Source organism: Rhodopila sp., from assembly GCF_035548235.1.
GTDB lineage: Bacteria > Pseudomonadota > Alphaproteobacteria > Acetobacterales > Acetobacteraceae > Rhodopila.
Genome location: NZ_DASZTJ010000103.1, coordinates 24,185 through 43,725, shown reverse-complemented (window position 1 = coordinate 43,725; position 19,541 = coordinate 24,185). Strand labels below are relative to the sequence as shown.

The following is a 19,541-nucleotide window of genomic DNA, read 5'->3' as shown; positions in this document are numbered from 1 at the left end:
CGATGCCTCGCATCCGGTCCCTGATGGCGGTTTTCCTGGCCTTGGCGCTGATCGCCATGCCCGGACTGGCCCTGGCGCGTGCCGGCAGCGGCAGCTCGTTCGGCAGCCGCGGCAGCATGACCTATTCGGCGCCGCCATCCACCCAAACCGCGCCGTATTCCGCCGCCCCGATGCAGCGGAGCATGACGCCGAACACGCCATCTTACGGCAGCCACGGCTATAACCAGCCTTACGGCCAGTCGTCCTTCGGCGGTGGCGGGTTCATGTCCGGGCTGATGGGCGGCCTGATCGGCGCCGGCATCGGCGGCCTGCTGTTCGGCCACGGTTTCTTCGGCGGCGGCATGCACGGCTTCGGCTTCATCGGCTTCCTGTTCCAGCTCCTGCTGATCTACTGGATCGGCAAGTTCCTGTTCCGCACGTTCTTCGGGAGCCAGCCGCTCACCGCCAACGGGCCGAACCTGTTTGCCCGCGGCGGCATGGCAGGCCCTGTCGGCGGGGGAGGCGGGTTCGGCGGCCGCGGCCCCGCCGGGATCCAGATCGGACCGGCCGACTACCAGCAGTTCGAGCAGTTGCTGAAAGGCATCCAGGCGGCGTGGAGCGCCCAGGACCTGAACGCCTTGCGCGCCATGGCCACGCCCGAGATGGTCGGCTATTTCAACGAACAGCTCTCGGAGCAGGCGAGCCGGGGCGTGCGCAACACCGTCAGCGACGTGACGCTGGTCTCGGGCGACCTGGCGCAGGCCTGGGCCGAGGGCGGGCGCGAATACGCCACGGTGGCGATGCGGTTCCAGATGATCGACGTCACGCTGGACAATACCGGCCGTGTCGTCGACGGCAGCCCGTCGGAGCATGTGACGGCAACCGAGATTTGGACCTTCGTTCGTTCGGCCGGCGGCCACTGGGTGTTGTCGGCGATTCAACAGGCGCGGTAGGAACGGCGCTCGGGCAACGCGCATCGGCTAGGGCTCATGCGCAATGTCCGCTGGCAACGTCCGGGTGCATGAAATGAACGCCGTCGATCCGCTGGTCTATTCCGATGCCAAGCTGCGCCGCATCCTCTCGACCGTGCACACGATCGCCGTGGTCGGGGTGTCGTCCAACTGGAACCGGCCCAGCTACTTCGTGATGAAATACCTGCAGGGGAAGGGCTACCGGGTGATCCCGGTCAATCCCGGCCTCGCAGGCCAGGAACTGCTGGGCGAGATCGTCTACGCCTCGCTGCGCGACATCCCCGACAAGGTCGACATGGTCGACGTCTTCAGGGCATCGGCGCATGTGGGGCCGGTGATGGACGACGCGATCGCGATCGGCGCGCCGGTGGTGTGGATGCAACTGGGCGTCCGCAACGATGAGGCCGCGGCCAAGGGTGAGGCGGCGGGCATCGAGGTCGTCATGGACCGCTGCCCCAAGATCGAGTTCGGCCGCCTGGGCGGTGAGCTGTCCTGGTCGGGCGTCAATTCCGGCATCATCCGCAACCGCGCAGCCGAACCGCCGACCGCGCAGGGCGACAAGAAACGGCCGGCGCCGTCGGGCAAGAAGGACTACGGCTTCGAGACCCGCGCCATCCACGCCGGCGCCCAGCCCGACCCGACCACCGGCGCTCGGTCGACCCCGATCTACCAGACCACCGCCTATGTGTTCGATGACGTCGATCACGCGGCGTCTTTGTTCAACCTGCACAATTTCGGCTACATCTATTCCCGCCTGACCAACCCCACGGTGGCGGTGCTGGAGGAACGGGTCGCCAGCCTGGAAGGCGGTCGCGCTGCCGTCGCCGCTGCGTCGGGCCATGCCGCGCAGTTCCTGGTCTTCGCCACGATGCTGGAGCCGGGGGACGAGTTCCTGGCGTCCCGCAACCTCTATGGCGGGTCGCTGACCCAGTTCGGGTTGTCGTTCAAGAAGCTGGGCTGGACCTGCCATTTCGTCGATCCGCAGGACCCGGAGAATTTCCGCCGCGCGCTGACGCCCAAGTGCAAGGCGATCTTCGTCGAGAGTCTGGCCAATCCCGGCGGCATCGTCGTCGATATCGAGGCGATTGCCCGTGTCGCCCATGACGCCGGCCTGCCGCTGATCGTCGACAACACCATGGCTACACCCTATCTATGCCGGCCGATCGAGTTCGGGGCGGACATCGTCACCCACTCGACCACCAAATTCCTCGGCGGCCATGGCAATGCGATGGGCGGGATCGTCGTCGAATCGGGCAAGTTCGACTGGACGCAGGGCGGTCGGTTCCCGTCGATGACCGAACCCGAACCGGCCTATCACGGGCTGCGCTTCTACGAGAATTTCGGCGACTTCGCCTTCACCACCAAGGCGCGGGCCGTGGCGCTGCGCGACTACGGCCCGTCGATGGCGCCGATGAACGCGTTCCTGACCATCACCGGCGTCGAGACGCTGCATGTCCGGATGGAACGCCACTGCGGCAATGCCCAGGCGGTGGCCGCGTTCCTGGCCGGCGATCCACGGGTCGCCTGGGTCTCCTATGCCGGCCTGGACAGCAGCCCGTATCACGGCCTGGCCTGCAAATACATGCGCGGCGGGGCAGGGGGCGCGGTGTTCACCTTCGGCGTGAAAGGTGGGTACGAGGCCGGGGTCAAGCTGGTCGAGAGCGTCGGCCTGTTCTCGCACCTGGCGAATATCGGCGACACGCGCAGCCTGATCCTGCACCCGGCGTCCACCACGCACCGGCAGTTGACAGACGAGCAGCGGCTGGCGGCCGGCGCCGGGCCGGACGTGATCCGGCTGTCGATCGGACTGGAAACGGCGGCGGACCTGATCGCGGACCTGGACCAGGCGCTGGGGAGTTGACGGGCATCCCCGTCAAATCACCAACCCGCCGTCCACATGGATCGCCTGTCCGGTGACATACCCCGCCTCGGCCGACGCCAGGAACCTGACCACCGCCGCCACATCGTCCGGCAGCCCGATCCGCCGCAGCGGAATCCGAGCGGTCTGAGCCGCCAGCACTGAGGGGTCGATGGCGCGGTGCGCGCCGCTGTCCTTGCGGATGAAACCGGGGACGACCGCGTTGACCGTGACACCATCCGGCCCAACCTCGACGGCCAGGGCGCGGACCAGCGCCTCCAGCCCTGCCTTGGCGGCCGCCGAGGCGGGGAAGCCGGTCACATCGGGCCGGAAGCTGTGGGCGACGAAGCTCGACACGCCGATCACGCGCCCGGCCGACGATTGCTTCAGCGCCGGCAATGCAGCCCGGGCTAGCCGGAAGAAGGCGCCCTGGATCGCCTCGGTCGAGGCACGCAAGGCCGCGCCGGACAATGTCGCGAACGGGGTCCGGTCGGCGAAGCCGGCATTGCTGACCAGGACGTCCAGCCCGCCGAACGCGTCCGTCGCGGCGCCGACAACCGCGTCTGCGACGGCTGGCTCCGCCAGGTCGCCGGTGGCTATTGCCGTCAGCGCGCCGGCGGCCTGGGCCTCGGCCGCGACAGCGTCCAGGCCGTCGCGGTTGCGGCGCGTGTGCAGCAGCAGCGCCGCGTCGGGTCCGGCGAAACGACGGGCGATGGCGGCGCCGATCCCGCTTGCCGCGCCGGTGACCAGGATGATCCGCCGCTTTGTCATCGTAATGCCTCCCGCCGGGGTGACAGGCCACGCCCGCTTGGGCATCTTGCCCCGCGCCGATGCCTGGAGGAATGCCCGCGATGCCTCACCTGACGACCGACGTGCTGGTGATCGGCAGCGGCGGGGCGGGGATGTATGCCGCGATCGAAGCGGCGCGGCTGGGCGCCTCGGTCCTGCTGGTGGATCGCAGCCTGATCGGGCGCGGGGGTGCCACGGTCATGGCGCAGATGACGGTCGCCGCCGCGGTCGGGCTGGAAGGGACGGACCACTGGCGCCATCACCTTGCCGACACGCTGAAAGCCGGGCGCGGCCTGTGCGACCCCGGCCTGGCGCGGCTGCTCTGCGAGGACGGGGTCGAGGTCATCCGCCAGATGGACGCCTGGCATGTCGGCTGGGCACGCGACGGCGCCGCCTTCCGATCGGTCCAGGCGCCAGGGCATGACCGGCCCCGCTGCGTCTATGTCGATTTCCTGTCCACCGGCCCGGCGGTCTCGAAGACGCTGCGGGCCATGGTGCAGCGCACCGATGGCGTCCGCCGGCTGGGCGACGTGCTGGTCACCGACCTTGTGGTGCAGGACGGCGCGGTCACCGGCGCGGTGGCGGTGCATATCGAGACCGGGGACGTCCTGACCCTGGCGGCGCGCGCCACGATCGTCGCCACCGGCGGGCTGACGCGGCTGTACCGGCGCAACAGCGCCTCGGCCAACATGGCCGGCGACGGCTATGCGCTCGCGTTGCGGGCCGGCGCGTCGCTGATCGACATGGAGTTCGTGCAGTTCTTCCCGATCGGGCATCTCGCGCCGCGGCTGATCGGCATGGACCCGATCATGTGGGACCCGTTCCGCTATAAGCTGGGTGGCCGGCTGCTGAACGGACGGGGCGAGGAATTCGTCGAACGCTACGGCAGCACCGATGCCGGCCGCTACGTCGTGACCCGCGACCTCGCCACCTATGCCATCACCAAGGAAGTGGAGGCAGGCCGCGGCTCGCCCCATGGCGGCGCCTGGCTGAGTTTCCGCCACATCCCCGAAGCAGCGCTGAGGGCGGCGTTCGGTCCGGTGATCGACCGGCTGGCAAAGGCCGGTATCGACCTGACCCGCGACGACGTGGAGGTCGCGCCGATCGCCCATTACCACATGGGCGGCATTCGGGTTGACACGGCGATGGCGACCGGCGTCCCCGGCTTGTTCGCGGCCGGGGAGGCGGTGGGCGGCGCGAACGGCGCCAATCGCCTGTCCGGCAACGCGATCACCGAGGCGCTGGCGTTCGGCCGGGCGGCGGGGCGCAGCGCGGCAGGATGGCGGGGGACGGCGGATTTCGATCCGGCGGCGGCGGCGGAAGCGGTCGCGCTGGCCGGCGCGGAAGGGGCGGCATCGAACACGGCCGCGCTGTTCGCGCGGCTGCAGGCGGTGATGGCGGAGCATGTCGGGCCGTTCCGGTCGCAGGCCGGCTTGGCCGCGGCCCTGCAAGCCCTCGGCACGCTGCGGGCGGAAGCGGGGACAGCGCCGCCGGGACGGCCCAGGCCGCACGACCTGGCCCGCGTGGACTGGTTCGACCTGCGGCAGGCGCTGCTGGTCGCGGACTGCGTCATCAAGGCCGCCCTGGCGCGCACGGAAAGCCGGGGCGCGCATCAACGGGAGGATTTTCCGGCGATGGACGACAATTGGTTATGCAATCAGATCATTTGGTATGCGGGCGGGCATCTGTCCCTGGAGCGACGGGCGGTGCCGGCGTGAAGGCCCTGCTGGCCATCGATCGCGGCGGCGTGCTGGAACGGTTCGAGGTGCCGTTCGAGCCTGGCCAGTCCGTGCTGGACGGATTGCGGCACCTGCGCGACGCCCGGGACCCGACGTTGGCGTTTCGATACGCGTGTCTGAACGCGAATGCATGCAAGGAATGCATGATGCTGGTCGACGGGAAAGTCGCCTATGCCTGCACCGCTCGGCTGGAGCCGCGGGAGATGCGGTTGGCGCCGTTGCCCAACAAGCGTTTGCTGCGAGACCTTGCGGTGGTTCTGGCGCCGGCGGACGAACGGCTGGCGTGACTCGAAAATTGATTTATACTAAAATATCGTATCAAACGTGACAAACTACCGGACTATTCGGACTTAGAAAATATCAATAAATTTATCCGATGGTTTCGAGATCAATAATACACAGCTCAACGAAAAATCACACTCTGAAACGTACTATCGGCGTAGATATCAAGACCCCACGGGAAAACGCTGGCGATTCAGGGTATCGATGACGATTATCAAGAAAATCAGCCGGATATTCTGGTTCGAGATGCGTCTGTGGAAGGCTACCCTGCTGCTCCGCACCTCGCGCTGGCCGTTGATCCCGTTGGTGGGATCGGTCGGATACCTTATGGGGCCTTGGAATGTGGTGCGCACGTCGCTACCGTATTTCGGCCACATGGAGGCGCTTCCGGTCCTTGCGGTGGGTGTGCTCACCGCGCGGGTATTGATGCCGGCCGACGCCCTGGCTGCGAATGCCGGACAACTCGCCGACGATACGACGCCGTCGGGCGCACTGGCTTGGTTGCTCTCGTTATGGCTGATCCTGCATCGGCGGATGATGCGGATCGGTGTCCATACAGCCGCCTTTTGCGCGCGCACCCGGCAGCGGGTGAGTCGGGCGATACGGGACCGGAATGGTGGGGCGTTCGCGTTCAATGCGATGGGATATCGATCCTGGTGGCGTCTGCGATCGATCGCGGCACGCCGCCCATCCGGGGATGCGCCGCTGGTCGTCCTCGGCGGATCGCCCCGCAGCGGGACGACGCTGCTGCGCACCATTCTCGGCCGGCATTCGCTGATCGTATCAGGGCCGGAAATAACCGTCTTCCTCAGACGCATTTCCTCTCCAGCCGATCTTGCAGAGAGGCTCGGCTGGGATGCGGAGGAGATCGAAGCCTGGCAACGGGAGAGCCGGTCCCAGGCCGAGTTCATCGAGCGCTTCGGCCAGGTGATGCGCGAGCGGGCGGGAAAACCGGTTTGGTTAGAAAAGACACCACGCAACGTGGGGCGATTCCGGTACATCAGGCGGAACTTCCCACATGCGAAGCTGGTGCACATCGTCAGGGACGGACGCGACGTCGTCTGCTCGCTGCGCCGTACGCCGTTCGCACGGCTCGACCACGCGCCGCCGGACAGCGTGAAAGCGGCGCTGCGCTGCGCGCTGCAATGGCGAACGGCGGTAGAGGCCGGCATCCGGCTACGTGGCGACCGCAACTACTACGAATTGCGGTATGAAGACCTTGTCGCCGCGCCGGAGCAGACCTTGCGGGCGCTTTTGGCGTTCCTGGAATTGCCCTGGGAGGACGAAATCCTGGAACCCGTGGCAGTCGAAAGCCGGGATGCCGATGAGATCGCGGCGAACAGCCGTGTCTTCGATTCATCCCACGGGCGCTGGCGACGGGACCTCTCCGCGAACGAATTGCCGGCCCTAGGGGCTCTGATCGGGCCAACCCTGATCAAGCTGGGATACGCGACAGGAGGCGACTGGGCATCCCCTTGGGCATCCCCTCGGGCATCCCCTTGGGCGTCCCGTTGAGCGTCGGGTGGCATGTGCCGCCGGGCTGGCTGTCAGGCTGCCAGCCGCTCCTCCGCCGCGCTGGCCAGCGGCGTGTTCATGACGACGAACCCCCGTCCCCAAACCGTGCCGATCAGGTTCGGGGCGCCGGCGTGCTCCAGCTTTTTGCGTAGCCGGCAGATCAGGACGTCCAGGATCTTCGCATCCGGCTGTTCCCCGCCTTTGTAAAGCTGGTGCAGCAGGCCCGCCTTCGTCACGATCGTGCCCCGGCGCTGGATCATGACTTCCAGGATGTCGAATTCCTTTCCGGTCAGCCTGACATCGGTCCCGCCGACCGACACCTGCCGCGTTGCCAGGCACATGCGCAGCATGCCGAATTGCAGCCATGTCTGGCCGGCCTCCCGCCGCCGGCGCAGGATACTGGCGAGCCGTGCGCGCAGCTCCGATCGGACGATGGGGAGGGAGGCGGCGTCGTCGGCGCCCAGGGTCAGGGCCTTGATGCGGTCCCGCGGGTCGAGGCCGGTGAGCGCGAGGATCGGCGTATCGTTCCCGGCCGCCCGCATCCGTCGGATCAGTTCAAAGGTTTCCTGCGCATGGAAGCCCATGTTGACGACCACGGCGTCGAAGCTGTCGTCGCCAAGCAGCGTCATTGTCTCATCGGCGTCTTCCGCGCACAGGGTCACGGATTCTTGATCATCGAGATGGGAGGAAGCGGACGTCCGGGCCTTTTCGACCATAAGAATACGCATAGCACACTCCAAACAACCCAGGGTGGTAATCTATTAAAACCGCCCCTTTGTAAAGGCCCAATTACGTCCCAAGAAGTAGACAATGCCAATGCGATTTTTCCGAAGGCCCGGAAAAGGGCCGTATACCTGTGGAAACCCCTCTCGGGGCGATTGGCCGTCTTCACTTTTCGTTAACTTTTTTGCTCGCACAAAGGTCTCACGCCACGCTGTGAAATCGGAATGACGGAGATCAAATGCCGGCGGCCATCGATTGCACCTGGACCAACATGCGGCCAATCCCAGCCCGGACCGACCCGGTGGCGCTGCTGACGGCGCGTCTGCCCCAGGGCTGGATCGTCGAACCGACCATGGACCCCACCGGAAACACAGGGATCGTGGTCTTCGCGGAGCAGGAAACGCGCGCTTCTCCCACCTTCTTCCTGTACGGCGATGCCGGTCGGATGCAGGTCGCCCTGATCGTCGACGACGAATGGCGAGACCGGACGGTGCATGCGGACGGCAACGCCGCCTTCGCGGCGATCGTGGAGGCGATCTCGCGCGGGTGGTAAATGGTAACGAACGATATCACAAGCTCGTGATATCGTGCCTCGGAATAACGCGCGACCCGGAACGGTCTAGAGCCGGTGCGCGCTCCGGATGCGACTTGGATGACGACCGTGTCGTGGCGGAGCGGGCCTGTTTCATGACCGCAAGGGATAGGCGACGTGGCCGACGATATGATCCAGATCACCCTTACGGGTTCATGTGCGGGCATCGAGCAGGCGCTGTCGGGCGTTCGCGGCGTTGACTTCGGTTACCGCTGTTACCTCAGCCCCTTGCCGGACGGGCAGGTCAGCCTGCCGGTTTTCGTTCCGGCCTCCGAGGTCAGTGCCTTGCGCCAGGCGAGCGGCCCGCTGGCTGTCCATGTGCTGATCCAGCGCAACGCCTCGGCGGAAGGACGGGCGATGCAGGCGCGGGTGATGCGCACCCTCCCGCCCGGTGTCAGGCGCATGCGCGGTCGCGGCGGCAGTTCGGCGGACATCATCGACCGATACGCCATCACCAACCTGATCGACGCACAATTCCGGGCGTTGGCCGAGGACCACCCGGAGCACTGCAGAACCATGGCGATGCCGTATCGAAGCGCGCGAGGGACGCCGGTTCCCCTCTACCGTATCGGCGTGCGCGGCCCGGCCCGTGGGGGCCATCGTGGTGTGCTGATCACCGCCTGCGCCTATCCGCGCGAGTGGGGCGGGGCGGAGATCTGCCTGAACCTGGCGAGCGATCTGCTCGATGCCTACGCCACCGGGACGGGGCTGGCCTACGGTTCGGTGGCCTATGGCGCCGCCCAGGTCTCGCAAGTCCTTGAGGCGGTCGACCTGTTCGTCATGCCTTGCATCGATCCGGACGGACGTAGTGACAGCATCGAGTTCGACCCGCTGTGGCACGACGGTCCGGCCACATCCGTTCCGGTCAGCCCTCCGCTGCCCGAGTGCCGGAATGTTGCCTGGCTGCTGGAACAATTCCCGCACATCGGAACCGTCATCGACATCCATCATTACGCCGGCGACTTCCTCCATGCATGGAATTCACTCGTCCCTTGCGATGAGCCGGCCACGCGGGGGATGGCGGACGGGTTCGCGGCGACGGTCCGGGGCGTGCGCGGGTCGCACTATCACGCGCGACAATCCGCCCTGTCCGCCCCGGCGAGCCCCACCGGGGTGCATCGCTTCAAGCTCGAATACGGGCTTGAACCGGCGTTCCAACCGGACTGGCCCGAGATGGGTCGCATCATCGAGGAGATCAGCGCCGGCCTGATCGCGTTCTGCTTCGGCCTGGCCGGTGCCGATACCTGGGTCGAAGCCCCGCTCCTGGCCGCCGGCGAACGCTGACCCCGATTGCCTGAACCGGGCGGCGAAGCTACGACGGCGCGGCCACAAACTAGGGAAACGCACCATGCCGACCGTCCTCTATTCCGAGAAATCCTATCCGGACGACAGCGTGGAGCGGCGCATTTACGGTCCCGACGTCCGCGTCGTCTTCCCCGCCGGACCAACCACCAGCCTGGCCGACCTGCCCGATTCCGTCTGTGCCGAGGCCGAAGGGCTGATGATCCTGCGCTACAAGGTCTTCGCCAAGGACCTGGAGCGTTTCCCCAAGCTGCGCGCCATCTGCCGGATGGGCGTTGGCTACGACAATCTCGACCGGGTCGCGGCGGCCGCGCGGCAGATCATGATCCTCAACGTGCCGGACTACGGCACGACCGAGGTCGCCGATCATGCCATGGCGCTGGCCCTCTCGCTCCGCCGCGGGCTGCTGCTGCACCATGAACGCCAGCGCGCCGAACCGCCCGCGCCGTGGCGCTATGTCGACGACCCGCTGGTGCGCCGGTCCGGCGTGCAGACTTTCGGGATCGTCGGCATGGGCCGCATCGCCACAGCCGTCGCCCTGCGCGCCAAGGCCTTCGGCTTCCGCGTCATGTTCTATGACCCCCACCTGCCGAACGGCGTCGAACTGGGCCTGGGCGTCCTCCGTGCCCCGACGCTGGAGGCGTTGTTGCGCCAGACCGACACCCTCTCTGTCCACACGCCCCTCACCCGCGAAACCCGCAACCTGTTGGGCCTGAAGGAGCTGTCCCTGTTGCCGAAAGGCGCGATCGTGGTGAACACCGCGCGGGGACCGATCGTCGACATCGACGCCCTGGCCACGCTGCTGAAAAGCGGCCACCTGGCAGGCGTCGGCATCGACGTCGTCCCGGTCGAGCCGCCCGTCGACCCGGTCCCGGAACTTATGCGCGCCTATCGCGCCCGCGAGGATTGGACGCTTGGCCGCCTGATCATCACGCCGCACGCGGCGTTCTATTCGCCCCAGGCTTGGGATGACATCCGGTCGAAATCCGCTGAGACCATGCGGGCGGCGCTGCTGGGGCCCAGGCCGCAGAACGTCATCGCGCCGGAGATGGATTGAGGAAGGCCGGGGCTCTGCCCTGGACCCGCAAAGGGGGCTTGCCCCCTTTGATCCCATTCAATGGCTGACGGAGGGAAGGGCTCTCACCACCGCGACAGCCACATCAAAATCGCCCGCCCCAACAGGGTCACGATCGAGCAGCCGACCGTGTACCACACCGCGATGTAGAGCGGATCGTCCGAGGGGCATGCAAAGACAAACACAAACGCACCCCAGGCAGCCGAGGACAGCCCCGCGGCCAGCGCCGTTCCAGAGCGATCGGTTGGAGCGCCGCGCCGTATCAGCCCGCCCAAGGCGATGGCGGGCGGGATCGACAGCACAACCATCTTCCAGACGCACTGGACACCTTGTGTCCAGTCGAGACGGTGGATCAGCCCTGCCAGCCCGTCGCCCGCTGCATCGATCAGCCAGCCGGTGGCGAAGATCACGGCGATGCAGACCAGTATCCAGCGGAGCCCGCGGCGGGGCGATCGGACAGGATCGACCGACAGAATCGCGACACCGGCCCCGAGAACGGCGATAAGCCCCATGCTGGTGAGCTTCCACCAGAAGGAGGGGGCTTCCATGGCCACGGGCATATCCGGGCGCATGAACCCCATGCCGAGGAATGCTATGATTTCGACGACACCCAGGAGAAGCAGAAGCAATGCCTCCCGCCTGATGCTCCGTGGCCGCACCGGCCGGAGATTCTGACTAAGGCGATCGACGAGGGAGTCAGTCCGCATCGCGAGCCGCCTTGATGATGCTGGCGAGACGCTTAAGGCCGCGGTGGATATTCACCTTGACCAGCGAGATCGACTGACCTGTCGCGCGCGACGCTTCCTCCACGCTGTAGCCTTCGAGCTTCACCAACCGGATCGCCTCGGCCTGCGGGGGCTTCAACTCAGCCAGAAGCTGTTGAAACGTGGAGCCGGCAACGACGGATTCGCCATGGTCCGGCACTCCGATGTTCTCGTCCAGCGGTTCGGACGCTTCCGCCTTGAGTGACCGCAACCGGTCCACCCATTTATAGCGCGCGATCGCCGCAAGCCATGGCCCGAAAGGCCGCGCGGGATCGTAGGTGTGACGCTTCTCGTGGATTGCCAGCAAAACGTCCTGAACTGCATCCTCGGTCATGGCTGGTGGCAAGCGCCTCACGTAGTACCGCCGCAGCCATGGAGCCAGTTCGCCGAGTAAGGTTCTGTAAGCATTCGCATCTCCCCCCTGGGCGGCGGCCATCAGCTGATCCCAGCTCCGACCGAGCGCATCGTCGCGCTTGGTGCTCATGACCGGGGCCATCCCGAATGAACCCGGTTCAAAACCGGCCGGTGCGCTCGAGTCGTGCTCGTTCCGTCAGCTTCGCACGTCATGTTCGACGCCGATCCCGGCGGGGTTACATGCACGGACAAGGTGATGCCAAAAATCCAGCCGTGGGGGAGCAGTCCGATCGGCTCCGAGCCTCCGGCATAAGGGGGCCTGGGGCGCCGTTCGGCGTCCTGCCAAGAAGCGGTCGTTCCGACATTTGAGTATTCAGGCATATCCCCACGGTTCTGTTGCCACAGTGACGACCATTCCGACCCGCCCGCCAGTGACAGGCGGGTCCAAGGCAACAACTGCAGGTAGGACCTGCCCTCGATCGATATTCTAGAATGTACGGACTAGTATGGCTATCCCCCGAACGGAAAGTGGACCTCCAACCGCCCACCTTGGGCCTCGGGTTCAGGCATCCATCGCGTTTCCCTCGGCCCGCATCGTCGTCATGACCCGGTGGGTGAAGATGGCTTGGCTAAGCCGGACCGCCGCTCGTCTACGATGCGGCCGCAAGTGCGCGCGCCATCACCCCATCGTAGGGGAGACCGGGTATCAGGCGCTTTGCCAGCAGGTTGTCGACGCCCAGGCTGCGGCCCGCTTGGGCCGCCGCGAACATGCCATGAGCGCAGATGATGCCGACATAGGTCCACGGCCATTCGGTCGGGTCGTTGTAGAGGCCGATCAGCAGATTGAGAATGAACAGCGCACCGACTACGCCAGCGAGACGTACGGCAATGCCCAGCATCAGCGATACGGCAAGCGCGGTTTCCAGGAGGTAGACCAACGGTTGAACGATAGCGATATGATCCAGGAACACCTGCATGATCGATGCATGTGCGCCGAGTGAGCTGTATTTTACTGTATTCTCCAGCCAATACTTGAACCCCGCGGAGATTGGCAGTGGCAGTTTCCACAGCGTGCCGAGGTACCACATGCCGGCGCTGACCAGCCGCATGGCATAGATGCTGAGATGCGTACCGGTGCGCTGGGTCGAATCCAGGCGCCAGTTCGTGTAGGCGATCGCAAAACTTCCGATCAGCAGCACCCAATAGAATATGACCTCAAACCAGCGGAATCCGCCGAGACTCAGTTGGTCCGGAATATTGCCGCCTAGGACTTGGAAGAACGTGTGAATCGGATTGTCACGCATGGCAGTAACCTCATCGGTTCTTGGGGGTCATGTCCTATGTTCGTGAGTTTTCGCGAACTGGTTACGACATTGGTGCGTGCCAACCCTGACGATATTACGAGATTTATTGTCGTGGGAGGGTGTAACCGTCGGCCTGTTCTCCGCGAACGACAATGCGAGGAAGGGCAGTCGGGACTATGGTCTCCGGCATCTCCGCCGATTGACGGTACATTCGGGAGTGTGACATGCGTTTTTGGTTGGCGGGCGCCATCGGAATCCTGGTACCCACACTCGCCGCCGCGCAGCCGGTTGCTCGGCCGGTCGTAGGCGAACTTTTCACTTCGGAGGGATGTTCATCCTGTCCCCCGGCGGATGCCAAAATCGCCGAACTGGCCCGAACGCGCCCAGACTTGCTGCTGCTGACCTTCCACGTGACCTATTGGAATCACCTCGGCTGGCGCGATCCCTATTCGTTTGAGGCCGCAACCTTGAGGCAGCAACGCTATGTCGCACTCGGGGTGAGTCCCGAAGTCTACACTCCGGCTCTGATCGTGGACGGCAGGTTCGACACCGTGGGATCAGACGGACCGGCGGTCGATCGCACTTTGCGACAGGCCGCGTCGAGTGAAGAAACGGCCGCACCCATCCACGTCCAGCGAACCCCAGCGGGCCTGACCGTGTCGGTCGGTGCCGGCAGCGGCACCGGGACGCTGCTTCTTGTCGGCTATGATCGCCTGCACCAGACCGCCGTGGGGGGCGGGGAGAACGGCGGACGGACGCTCACGGAAGCGAATGTCGTCCGCTCGATGTCAGTCCTGGGCGCCTGGTCAGGCCAGCCGCTTCGTCTGCAAGTGCCAAACCCGGTCGGGCAGGAGGTCGCTGTCCTTCTGCAACGTGATGACGGACATATCGTTGGTGCCGGGGTTGCTCGTCTCGCGTCCAGCTCTTGATTTGCCGGATCCTGTCGTAAGTCCTTTCCCTTTCGGTTGGCTGGCGGGCACGACTGACCGTGCGTCTATGCCCCGGCCGGTCGATCCGCGAGATCCCGTGGACAGTTTCTTTGTCGGGCCGTTTGAATCATGCGAATGGATGACCGAAACCTCCGCGTTCTGCCGCCCATCCTGCGGAACAAGTACTACGACGTGGAATCGGCCTTTACGCCGGAGAGCCTGCTGCGCGAGGCCCGTCGCCAAAAGGCCGTCCCGAACACGCCAGTGCCGGAGATCTGCATCCTGGACCCGGATGGCGACATCGTGCGCTATCTCCGCGTCATGGGCCGTTCGCGATCGGTCGCGGGTTGGGTCTGTTACCACAGCGTGATGGATCGCTTTGGCCACGGCAATCGGGAGTACGGGATCGTCGGCTGCGCGGTCGGAGCATCTTACGCCGTGCTGGTGGCCGAGCAGTTGTTCGCCTCCGGTTGCCGCCTGCTCATCAGCATCACCTCGTCAGGCCAGGTCACCAGTCTTGGTCCTCCACCCTACTTCATCTTGATCGAGCGGGCGCTTCGCGACGAGGGCACAAGTTACCATTACTTGCCCTCCGGTCCGGAGTACGCCGAGGCCGACAAGGTCTTGCTGGAGATCGCGGACAATGCGCTCGCCAGGCTTGGCGCTTCGGTCAAGCGCGGGGCGACCTGGACGACCGATGCGCCCTATCGGGAGACGGCCCAGGCAATCCGCGCAGCGCGGGCCGAGGGCATCCTGGCTGTCGAGATGGAGGCGGCCGCTCTCTATGCCTTTGCTGAAGCGCGGCAGAAATCCGTACTCTGCTTCACGCATGTGACCAATCAAATGGGTCAATCTGGAGATTTCGAGAAGGGAGAGGCCAATGGTGCGCCGGCATCGCTCGCGCTCATTCGCGCAGTTGCCGAGGCGTACCTTGCGGCCCGGTCCTGACCTTCGTTTCCCTTACACTCCCTTTGCAGGCACATGGCAGTCAAGACATGCGCAGCTCGATAAGCGGCGCAAGCCACTTTAATGATATGGAAGAAGCGTGCGGCGAACCATTTCTGCCGCCGTCCCCGCCATCGCCCTTTCCAAGCCTGCCCGAGCAGCGCTTCCGGCAGGTCGTATCGTAACCAACGTCTACTGGTCGCAATCGGCTCAACATTATCCGATACGATATCGTAACATAAATCACGGAAGGCAGCCACGGCTGGAGTCTCGCTTCATCCGGATTGCGGATGCGCCGCGACAGGCCTCGACCTAGCCCACGTCCACCCGTTGGCCGTTCACTGCCCGCCGCAAAGTGTTCAAGCGCTCCAAGGCCATCATCGCGCCGCCGCGATCGGCGGCCGCGAGGCCAAGGATGACGGCTTCCAACGCAATCAATGTCGTTCCGTGCAATGCCACCCGGTCGGTCCGGCCGCGCCGCGCCGCCAGCACCACGTCAGCCGCCCGCGCCAGCTTGCTGTCCGTGACGTCGGTCACCAGAACGAGGGGAAGCGCTAGACGCCGCGCTTCCGAGAAGACGGTCATCACTTCCCGGTAGGCTCGTCCGTACGCAAGAACGAGCAGCGCATCGCCTTGGCACAGGTCGAGCATCTGATCGGCAAGCATGATGCCGGCTGCGTTCAGGCATTTGCTGCGCCGCCCGGATCGTTCCAGCACCATCGCGGCATAGGCCGCGAGCGCCGCCGACGGACCGATGCCGAAGACGACGATCCGTTCCGCAAGATGCAGTACCGAGGTGGTGGCGACGATCCGGCCGCGTGCCTCCGGCATCATGAGCACCCGCAGCGCCTCCGCATGGGTTTCGAGAACCAGGTCCACCGCCTGCGCCGAATTCTCCCCGACTTCATCGAGCGTGCGGCGCATGTCATCGGCCGGCGTGGATGGTCTCGTCACGGATGAGACCAGCGTTTGCTTAAGCTCCCCCAGCCCCGCGAAGCCGAGGGCCTGGACCGCTCGGACTACCGTTGCGTCCGAGGTGCCGGTGCTCGCGGCGAGTTCCATCGCCGAGCTTGCCAAGGCGGCAACCCGGTGCTGGTCGATGAATTCCACGACACGCCGTCCCGCCGGCGAGAGGCTCGCGCCACGCGCTGCCAGGCGTTCCGTGAACAGATCGGTGACCTTCGCCGGGGCCATCTCGCGCATCGAGCTCCTGTAGTAAACGCTAGGTTGATAAATTCATGTAGTATATGCTACATAACACCCGCCTGTCCAACCCGTTCGGGGAAGACCTTCGTGGATCAACTGGATATCACCTGGATGCATGCCGGCCCATCCGTCCTGGCGGCCTTCCTGGCATCGCTCGTCGAGTTCGTGGAGGCGCTGACGGTGATCCTGGCCGTCGGCACCGTCAGAGGGTGGCGCGGGGCGCTGAGCGGCGCCGCGGCCGCCCTGGCTCTCCTGATTGTCATCATCGCCGTGCTGGGGACCGCGCTGACGCGCATCCCGCTGGCCGTGATCCAGCTTGGGGTCGGCACCCTCCTGCTGCTGTTCGGGCTGCGCTGGCTGCGCAAGGCCGTGCTTCGCTCCGCCGGGGTCCTGCCGCTGCATGACGAGGCGGCCGCTTTCGCCAAGGAGACGGACGCCATGCGGCGGCTTGGCGGCGGAGGAGGGTGGGACAGGATCGCATTTGGCGCCTCCTTCCAGATCACCATGCTCGAAGGCACCGAGGTGGTGTTCATCGTCATCGCCATCGGGGCCGGCGGTTCCGGCCTGCTTATGCCCGCAAGCCTCGGGGCGCTGGCTGCCCTCCTGGTCGTCATCCTGCTCGGCCTGGCAGCCCACAAGCCGTTGGCGAGCGTCCCGGAGAATAGCCTGAAATTCGTTGTCGGGGTCCTTCTGTCCGCATTCGGCACCTTCTGGGTGGGCGAAGGGATCGGGCTCGATTGGCCGGGCGCCGACGGGTCGGTCCTCGGGTTGATTGCCTGCTTCCTTGTCGTCGCATGGTTCGCCGTGCCGTTTTGCCGGACCCGGTCGGAACGCCGGCTGACGAACGCGGCCGAATAAAGGAGAAGGGCGTTGCACTGGATCAAGTCCGTTGCACAGGAAATCTTCGGCCTGTTTGTGGATGATGGTCATTTCGCGATCGCGATCCTTGCCTGGGTCGCGTTCTCGGCGCTGGTGCTGCCGCATATCCCCGTGCCGGCCGTTGCCAAGGGGCCAATTCTGTTCATCGGATTGGCCGGGATTCTTGTGGACAGCGCCACCCGTCGCGCCCGCAGGTGATGCCGGCGGCGATCCTTCGCGGATCGACCGGCAATTGTTCAGCGCGAACGTAGGCCGGCTGACAGGCCTGTTGATGCGATCCCGCCGCGCCGCCGGACTCTCGTCGGGCGGCGCGCGGACCGTTCAGGCATGCGGCTGAAGCACCTGGCGCAGCACCGCGCCGTCGGACAGGCGGTCGAACCCCTCGTTGATCCCGTCGAAACCGACAAAGCCCGACCGAAGTTTCGCGACCGGAAGCCTGCCGCGCCGGTAAAGCCCAATGAAGCGCGGGATGTCGCGCTTGGGCACGCAACTGCCCATGTAGGAGCCGCGGATCGACTTCTCCTCGGTCACCATCGCGCCGTGCAGATAAGAGAACTGGGCGGTCGAGGCCGGCAGGCCGGCACTGACCACCATCCCGCCGCGCGCGGTGATCGCATAGGCCAGGTTCATCGCCGGGATCGAGCCGGCGGTCTCGATCACATAGTCCAGCCCGCCATCGGTGGCGTTGCGGATCTCCTCGACCGCATCGGCGTTGCCGGCCAAAAACGTGTCGGTCGCGCCCAGTTCGCGGGCGAGCTTCAGCTTGTCGGCGTTGAGATCGACGGCGACGATCCGTTCCGCCCCCGCCACGACGCCGCCCATCAGGGCGTTCATCCCGACGCCACCCAGGCCGACGACCGCCATCTGGCCGCCAGGGGGCACTTGGGCGGTGTTCAGCACCGCGCCGACGCCGGTGACGACGGCGCAGCCGAAGATCGTCGCGTCCTCCAGCGGCACGTCGTCGGGGATCTTGATCAGCGCGTTCTGCGCCACGACGGCGTATTGCGCGAACACCGACAGGCCGGAGTAATGGTTGATCGGCTCGCCGTTCAGCGACAGCCGCCGCGCGCCGGAGAGCAGGGTGCCGTTGTTGCGGGAGGCGTTGGCGCTCTGGCACAGGTTCGGCCGCCCGCCGTTGCAGTAGCGGCAGTCGCTGCAGGACGTGACGAACATGCTGACGACGTGGTCGCCCGGCTTCAGGCTGGTGACGCCGGGCCCGACCTCCTCGACGATGCCGGCAGCCTCATGGCCGGGAATGGTTGGCAGCTTGCGCGGACGCAGGTTCTCGATGGTCGACAGGTCGGAATGACAGAGGCCGGCGCCGATGATCTTGTAGAGCACTTCGCCGGGGCCGGGCGGATCGAGATCCACGGTCTCGATCTCCAGCGGCAGGCTGACCGCGTAGGGACGTGGCTTGCCCTGAACGCGCAGCACGGCGGCTTTCATCTTCATCACGCTCTCCTCCGATAAGACAGGCTTCGCCTATTACGGGAGGGGCGATCAATCAAGGCGGTGCGGCTGTCAGGCCATGGCGGCGCGGAACCGGGCGATCCAGGCGCCGATGACTTCGGGCTGGGTCTTGAGCGCGGTGCGGTTGACGATCAGCCGACTGGTGACGGGGGCGATGACCTCCGTCTCGACCAGCCCGTTGGCTTTCAGCGTCGAGCCGGTCTGCACCAGGTCGACGATCATCCGGCACAGGCCGAGGCCGGGGGCAAGCTCCATGGCGCCGTTGAGGTGCACGACCTCGGCGTGGATGCCGCGGCTGGCATAATGGCGGCGGGTGATGTTGGGGTATTTGGAAGCGACGCGCACCTGGCTCCAGCGGCTGGGATCGTCGCTGCCCGCCGTTTCCCGCGGTTCGGCGACCGAGACGCGGCATTTGCCGATGCCGAGGTCGAGGGGCGCGTAGACCTCGGGGTAGTCGAACTCCATCAGCACGTCGGCGCCGCAGATGCCGATCTGCGCGGCGCCGAAGGCGACGAAGGTGGCGACGTCGAAGGGACGGACGCGGACGACGTCCAGCGTCGGGTCGTCGGTGGGGAAGCGCAGGCGTCGGGAGTCTTCGTCGGCATAGTCGGGCGCGGGGACGATGCCGGCGCGGGCGAGCAAGGCGCCGCATTCGGAGAGGATGCGACCTTTCGGCAGGGCGAGGATGATCGGTTCGGTGACCTCCGGCGCCAGGGACGTGGCGGGGAACGGGGCGGTCATGGGGGCTCCGGACGTTGGGTTGGCGGGGCGTTTACAGGAGTCCGGCCGTTACCGGAAGCCTGTCCCACGTAATGCTGATCCGTGTGATGCCGACCCGTGTGATGCCGGCCCGTGTAACGCCGGG

At 65.9% G+C, this 19,541-nt stretch carries 20 protein-coding genes and 1 pseudogene; 13 read left to right on the top strand and 8 right to left on the bottom strand.

Annotation, left to right across the window (positions count from 1 at the left end):
- Positions 1-2 precede the first annotated feature (2 nt).
- From VHB27_RS09165 to VHB27_RS09160, 3 genes and pseudogenes are all read left to right on the top strand, one after another.
- Complete coding sequence (locus VHB27_RS09165; protein ID WP_325599503.1) at positions 3-932, top strand: Tim44 domain-containing protein; 930 nt, start codon at positions 3-5, stop codon at positions 930-932.
- Between the two features lie 73 nt (positions 933-1,005).
- Positions 1,006-1,431, top strand: a pseudogene (locus VHB27_RS24850) (CoA-binding protein); the annotation flags it as partial.
- Positions 1,411-2,811, top strand: coding sequence for an O-acetylhomoserine aminocarboxypropyltransferase (locus tag VHB27_RS09160; RefSeq protein WP_413788621.1), 1,401 nt, complete (start codon positions 1,411-1,413; stop codon positions 2,809-2,811). The pseudogene VHB27_RS24850 and the gene VHB27_RS09160, both read left to right, overlap by 21 nt.
- 12 nt (positions 2,812-2,823) lie before the next feature.
- Here the strand turns inward: VHB27_RS09160 and VHB27_RS09155 are convergent, their stop codons facing one another.
- A complete protein-coding gene (locus tag VHB27_RS09155) occupies positions 2,824-3,579 on the bottom strand; it encodes an SDR family NAD(P)-dependent oxidoreductase (protein ID WP_325599498.1) in 756 nt (251 codons plus the stop codon).
- Positions 3,580-3,659: 80 nt separating this feature from the next.
- Here VHB27_RS09155 and VHB27_RS09150 point away from each other — a divergent pair, with 80 nt between their 5' ends.
- The 3 genes from VHB27_RS09150 to VHB27_RS09140 all read left to right on the top strand — a co-directional run bounded on the left by VHB27_RS09150 (position 3,660) and on the right by VHB27_RS09140 (position 7,133).
- Positions 3,660-5,315: an FAD-binding protein gene (locus VHB27_RS09150; RefSeq protein WP_325599496.1), complete on the top strand. Its 1,656-nt coding sequence runs from the start codon at positions 3,660-3,662 to the stop codon at positions 5,313-5,315.
- Entirely contained in the window at positions 5,312-5,623 is a 312-nt protein-coding gene (locus VHB27_RS09145) for a 2Fe-2S iron-sulfur cluster-binding protein (RefSeq protein WP_325599494.1), read from the top strand. The genes VHB27_RS09150 and VHB27_RS09145 overlap by 4 nt, the downstream gene beginning before the upstream one ends.
- Before the next feature lie 199 nt (positions 5,624-5,822).
- Entirely contained in the window at positions 5,823-7,133 is a 1,311-nt protein-coding gene (locus tag VHB27_RS09140; RefSeq protein ID WP_325599492.1) for a sulfotransferase family protein, read from the top strand.
- Positions 7,134-7,165: 32 nt separating this feature from the next.
- Here the strand turns inward: VHB27_RS09140 and VHB27_RS09135 are convergent, their stop codons facing one another.
- Positions 7,166-7,849, bottom strand: coding sequence for a response regulator transcription factor (locus tag VHB27_RS09135; RefSeq protein WP_325599527.1), 684 nt, complete (start codon positions 7,847-7,849; stop codon positions 7,166-7,168).
- Positions 7,850-8,094: 245 nt separating this feature from the next.
- Between VHB27_RS09135 and VHB27_RS09130 the strand changes: the two genes are divergently transcribed.
- From VHB27_RS09130 to VHB27_RS09120, 3 genes are all read left to right on the top strand, one after another.
- Positions 8,095-8,409, top strand: coding sequence for a hypothetical protein (locus VHB27_RS09130; protein WP_325599490.1), 315 nt, complete (start codon positions 8,095-8,097; stop codon positions 8,407-8,409).
- A gap of 156 nt (positions 8,410-8,565) precedes the next feature.
- Positions 8,566-9,732, top strand: coding sequence for a M14 family zinc carboxypeptidase (locus tag VHB27_RS09125; RefSeq protein ID WP_325599488.1), 1,167 nt, complete (start codon positions 8,566-8,568; stop codon positions 9,730-9,732).
- Positions 9,733-9,796: 64 nt separating this feature from the next.
- Positions 9,797-10,807, top strand: a complete 1,011-nt coding sequence (locus tag VHB27_RS09120; protein WP_325599486.1) for a C-terminal binding protein — start codon at positions 9,797-9,799, stop codon at positions 10,805-10,807.
- Positions 10,808-10,890: 83 nt separating this feature from the next.
- Here VHB27_RS09120 and VHB27_RS09115 read toward each other — a convergent pair whose 3' ends face one another.
- From VHB27_RS09115 to VHB27_RS09105, 3 genes are all read right to left on the bottom strand, one after another.
- Positions 10,891-11,532, bottom strand: coding sequence for a DUF1109 domain-containing protein (locus VHB27_RS09115; protein ID WP_325599484.1), 642 nt, complete (start codon positions 11,530-11,532; stop codon positions 10,891-10,893).
- Complete coding sequence (locus VHB27_RS09110; RefSeq protein WP_325599482.1) at positions 11,522-12,073, bottom strand: sigma-70 family RNA polymerase sigma factor; 552 nt, start codon at positions 12,071-12,073, stop codon at positions 11,522-11,524. The genes VHB27_RS09115 and VHB27_RS09110 overlap by 11 nt, the downstream gene beginning before the upstream one ends.
- A 520-nt stretch (positions 12,074-12,593) precedes the next feature.
- Positions 12,594-13,247 (bottom strand): hypothetical protein, encoded by a 654-nt coding sequence (locus VHB27_RS09105; protein ID WP_325599480.1) that lies wholly within the window; start codon positions 13,245-13,247, stop codon positions 12,594-12,596.
- A 224-nt stretch (positions 13,248-13,471) separates the two neighbouring features.
- Here VHB27_RS09105 and VHB27_RS09100 point away from each other — a divergent pair, with 224 nt between their 5' ends.
- Both VHB27_RS09100 and VHB27_RS09095 read left to right on the top strand, forming a co-directional pair.
- Positions 13,472-14,176, top strand: coding sequence for a DUF1223 domain-containing protein (locus tag VHB27_RS09100; protein ID WP_325599478.1), 705 nt, complete (start codon positions 13,472-13,474; stop codon positions 14,174-14,176).
- A gap of 135 nt (positions 14,177-14,311) precedes the next feature.
- Entirely contained in the window at positions 14,312-15,124 is an 813-nt protein-coding gene (locus tag VHB27_RS09095; protein WP_325599476.1) for a nucleoside phosphorylase, read from the top strand.
- Between the two features lie 309 nt (positions 15,125-15,433).
- Here the strand turns inward: VHB27_RS09095 and VHB27_RS09090 are convergent, their stop codons facing one another.
- Positions 15,434-16,324 carry a MurR/RpiR family transcriptional regulator gene (locus tag VHB27_RS09090; protein WP_325599474.1) on the bottom strand — a complete coding sequence of 297 codons (891 nt, stop codon included), beginning with the start codon at positions 16,322-16,324 and terminating at the stop codon, positions 15,434-15,436.
- A 90-nt stretch (positions 16,325-16,414) separates the two neighbouring features.
- Between VHB27_RS09090 and VHB27_RS09085 the strand changes: the two genes are divergently transcribed.
- On the top strand, positions 16,415-17,185 hold the full coding sequence (locus VHB27_RS09085; protein ID WP_325599472.1) for a hypothetical protein: 771 nt from the start codon (positions 16,415-16,417) through the stop codon (positions 17,183-17,185).
- A gap of 12 nt (positions 17,186-17,197) precedes the next feature.
- Positions 17,198-17,404 (top strand): hypothetical protein, encoded by a 207-nt coding sequence (locus VHB27_RS09080; protein ID WP_325599471.1) that lies wholly within the window; start codon positions 17,198-17,200, stop codon positions 17,402-17,404.
- Positions 17,405-17,527: 123 nt separating this feature from the next.
- Here the strand turns inward: VHB27_RS09080 and VHB27_RS09075 are convergent, their stop codons facing one another.
- Positions 17,528-18,658 (bottom strand): zinc-dependent alcohol dehydrogenase family protein, encoded by a 1,131-nt coding sequence (locus VHB27_RS09075; protein ID WP_325599469.1) that lies wholly within the window; start codon positions 18,656-18,658, stop codon positions 17,528-17,530.
- Between the two features lie 69 nt (positions 18,659-18,727).
- On the bottom strand, positions 18,728-19,417 hold the full coding sequence (gene hisG, locus VHB27_RS09070) for an ATP phosphoribosyltransferase (protein WP_325599467.1): 690 nt from the start codon (positions 19,415-19,417) through the stop codon (positions 18,728-18,730).
- Positions 19,418-19,541: the final 124 nt, after the last annotated feature.

Bases quoted from the DNA above. Each gene is read 5' to 3' on its own strand.
- VHB27_RS09165 (WP_325599503.1), top strand. From the start codon at position 3: ATGCCTCGCATCCGGTCCCTGATGGCGGTTTTCCTGGCCTTGGCGCTG.
- VHB27_RS09155 (WP_325599498.1), bottom strand. From the start codon at position 3,579: ATGACAAAGCGGCGGATCATCCTGGTCACCGGCGCGGCAAGCGGGATC.
- VHB27_RS09150 (WP_325599496.1), top strand. From the start codon at position 3,660: ATGCCTCACCTGACGACCGACGTGCTGGTGATCGGCAGCGGCGGGGCG.
- VHB27_RS09140 (WP_325599492.1), top strand. From the start codon at position 5,823: ATGACGATTATCAAGAAAATCAGCCGGATATTCTGGTTCGAGATGCGT.
- VHB27_RS09135 (WP_325599527.1), bottom strand. From the start codon at position 7,849: ATGGTCGAAAAGGCCCGGACGTCCGCTTCCTCCCATCTCGATGATCAA.
- VHB27_RS09130 (WP_325599490.1), top strand. From the start codon at position 8,095: ATGCCGGCGGCCATCGATTGCACCTGGACCAACATGCGGCCAATCCCA.
- VHB27_RS09120 (WP_325599486.1), top strand. From the start codon at position 9,797: ATGCCGACCGTCCTCTATTCCGAGAAATCCTATCCGGACGACAGCGTG.
- VHB27_RS09115 (WP_325599484.1), bottom strand. From the start codon at position 11,532: ATGCGGACTGACTCCCTCGTCGATCGCCTTAGTCAGAATCTCCGGCCG.
- VHB27_RS09110 (WP_325599482.1), bottom strand. From the start codon at position 12,073: ATGAGCACCAAGCGCGACGATGCGCTCGGTCGGAGCTGGGATCAGCTG.
- VHB27_RS09105 (WP_325599480.1), bottom strand. From the start codon at position 13,247: ATGCGTGACAATCCGATTCACACGTTCTTCCAAGTCCTAGGCGGCAAT.
- VHB27_RS09100 (WP_325599478.1), top strand. From the start codon at position 13,472: ATGCGTTTTTGGTTGGCGGGCGCCATCGGAATCCTGGTACCCACACTC.
- VHB27_RS09095 (WP_325599476.1), top strand. From the start codon at position 14,312: ATGGATGACCGAAACCTCCGCGTTCTGCCGCCCATCCTGCGGAACAAG.
- VHB27_RS09090 (WP_325599474.1), bottom strand. From the start codon at position 16,324: ATGCGCGAGATGGCCCCGGCGAAGGTCACCGATCTGTTCACGGAACGC.
- VHB27_RS09075 (WP_325599469.1), bottom strand. From the start codon at position 18,658: ATGAAGATGAAAGCCGCCGTGCTGCGCGTTCAGGGCAAGCCACGTCCC.
- hisG (WP_325599467.1), bottom strand. From the start codon at position 19,417: ATGACCGCCCCGTTCCCCGCCACGTCCCTGGCGCCGGAGGTCACCGAA.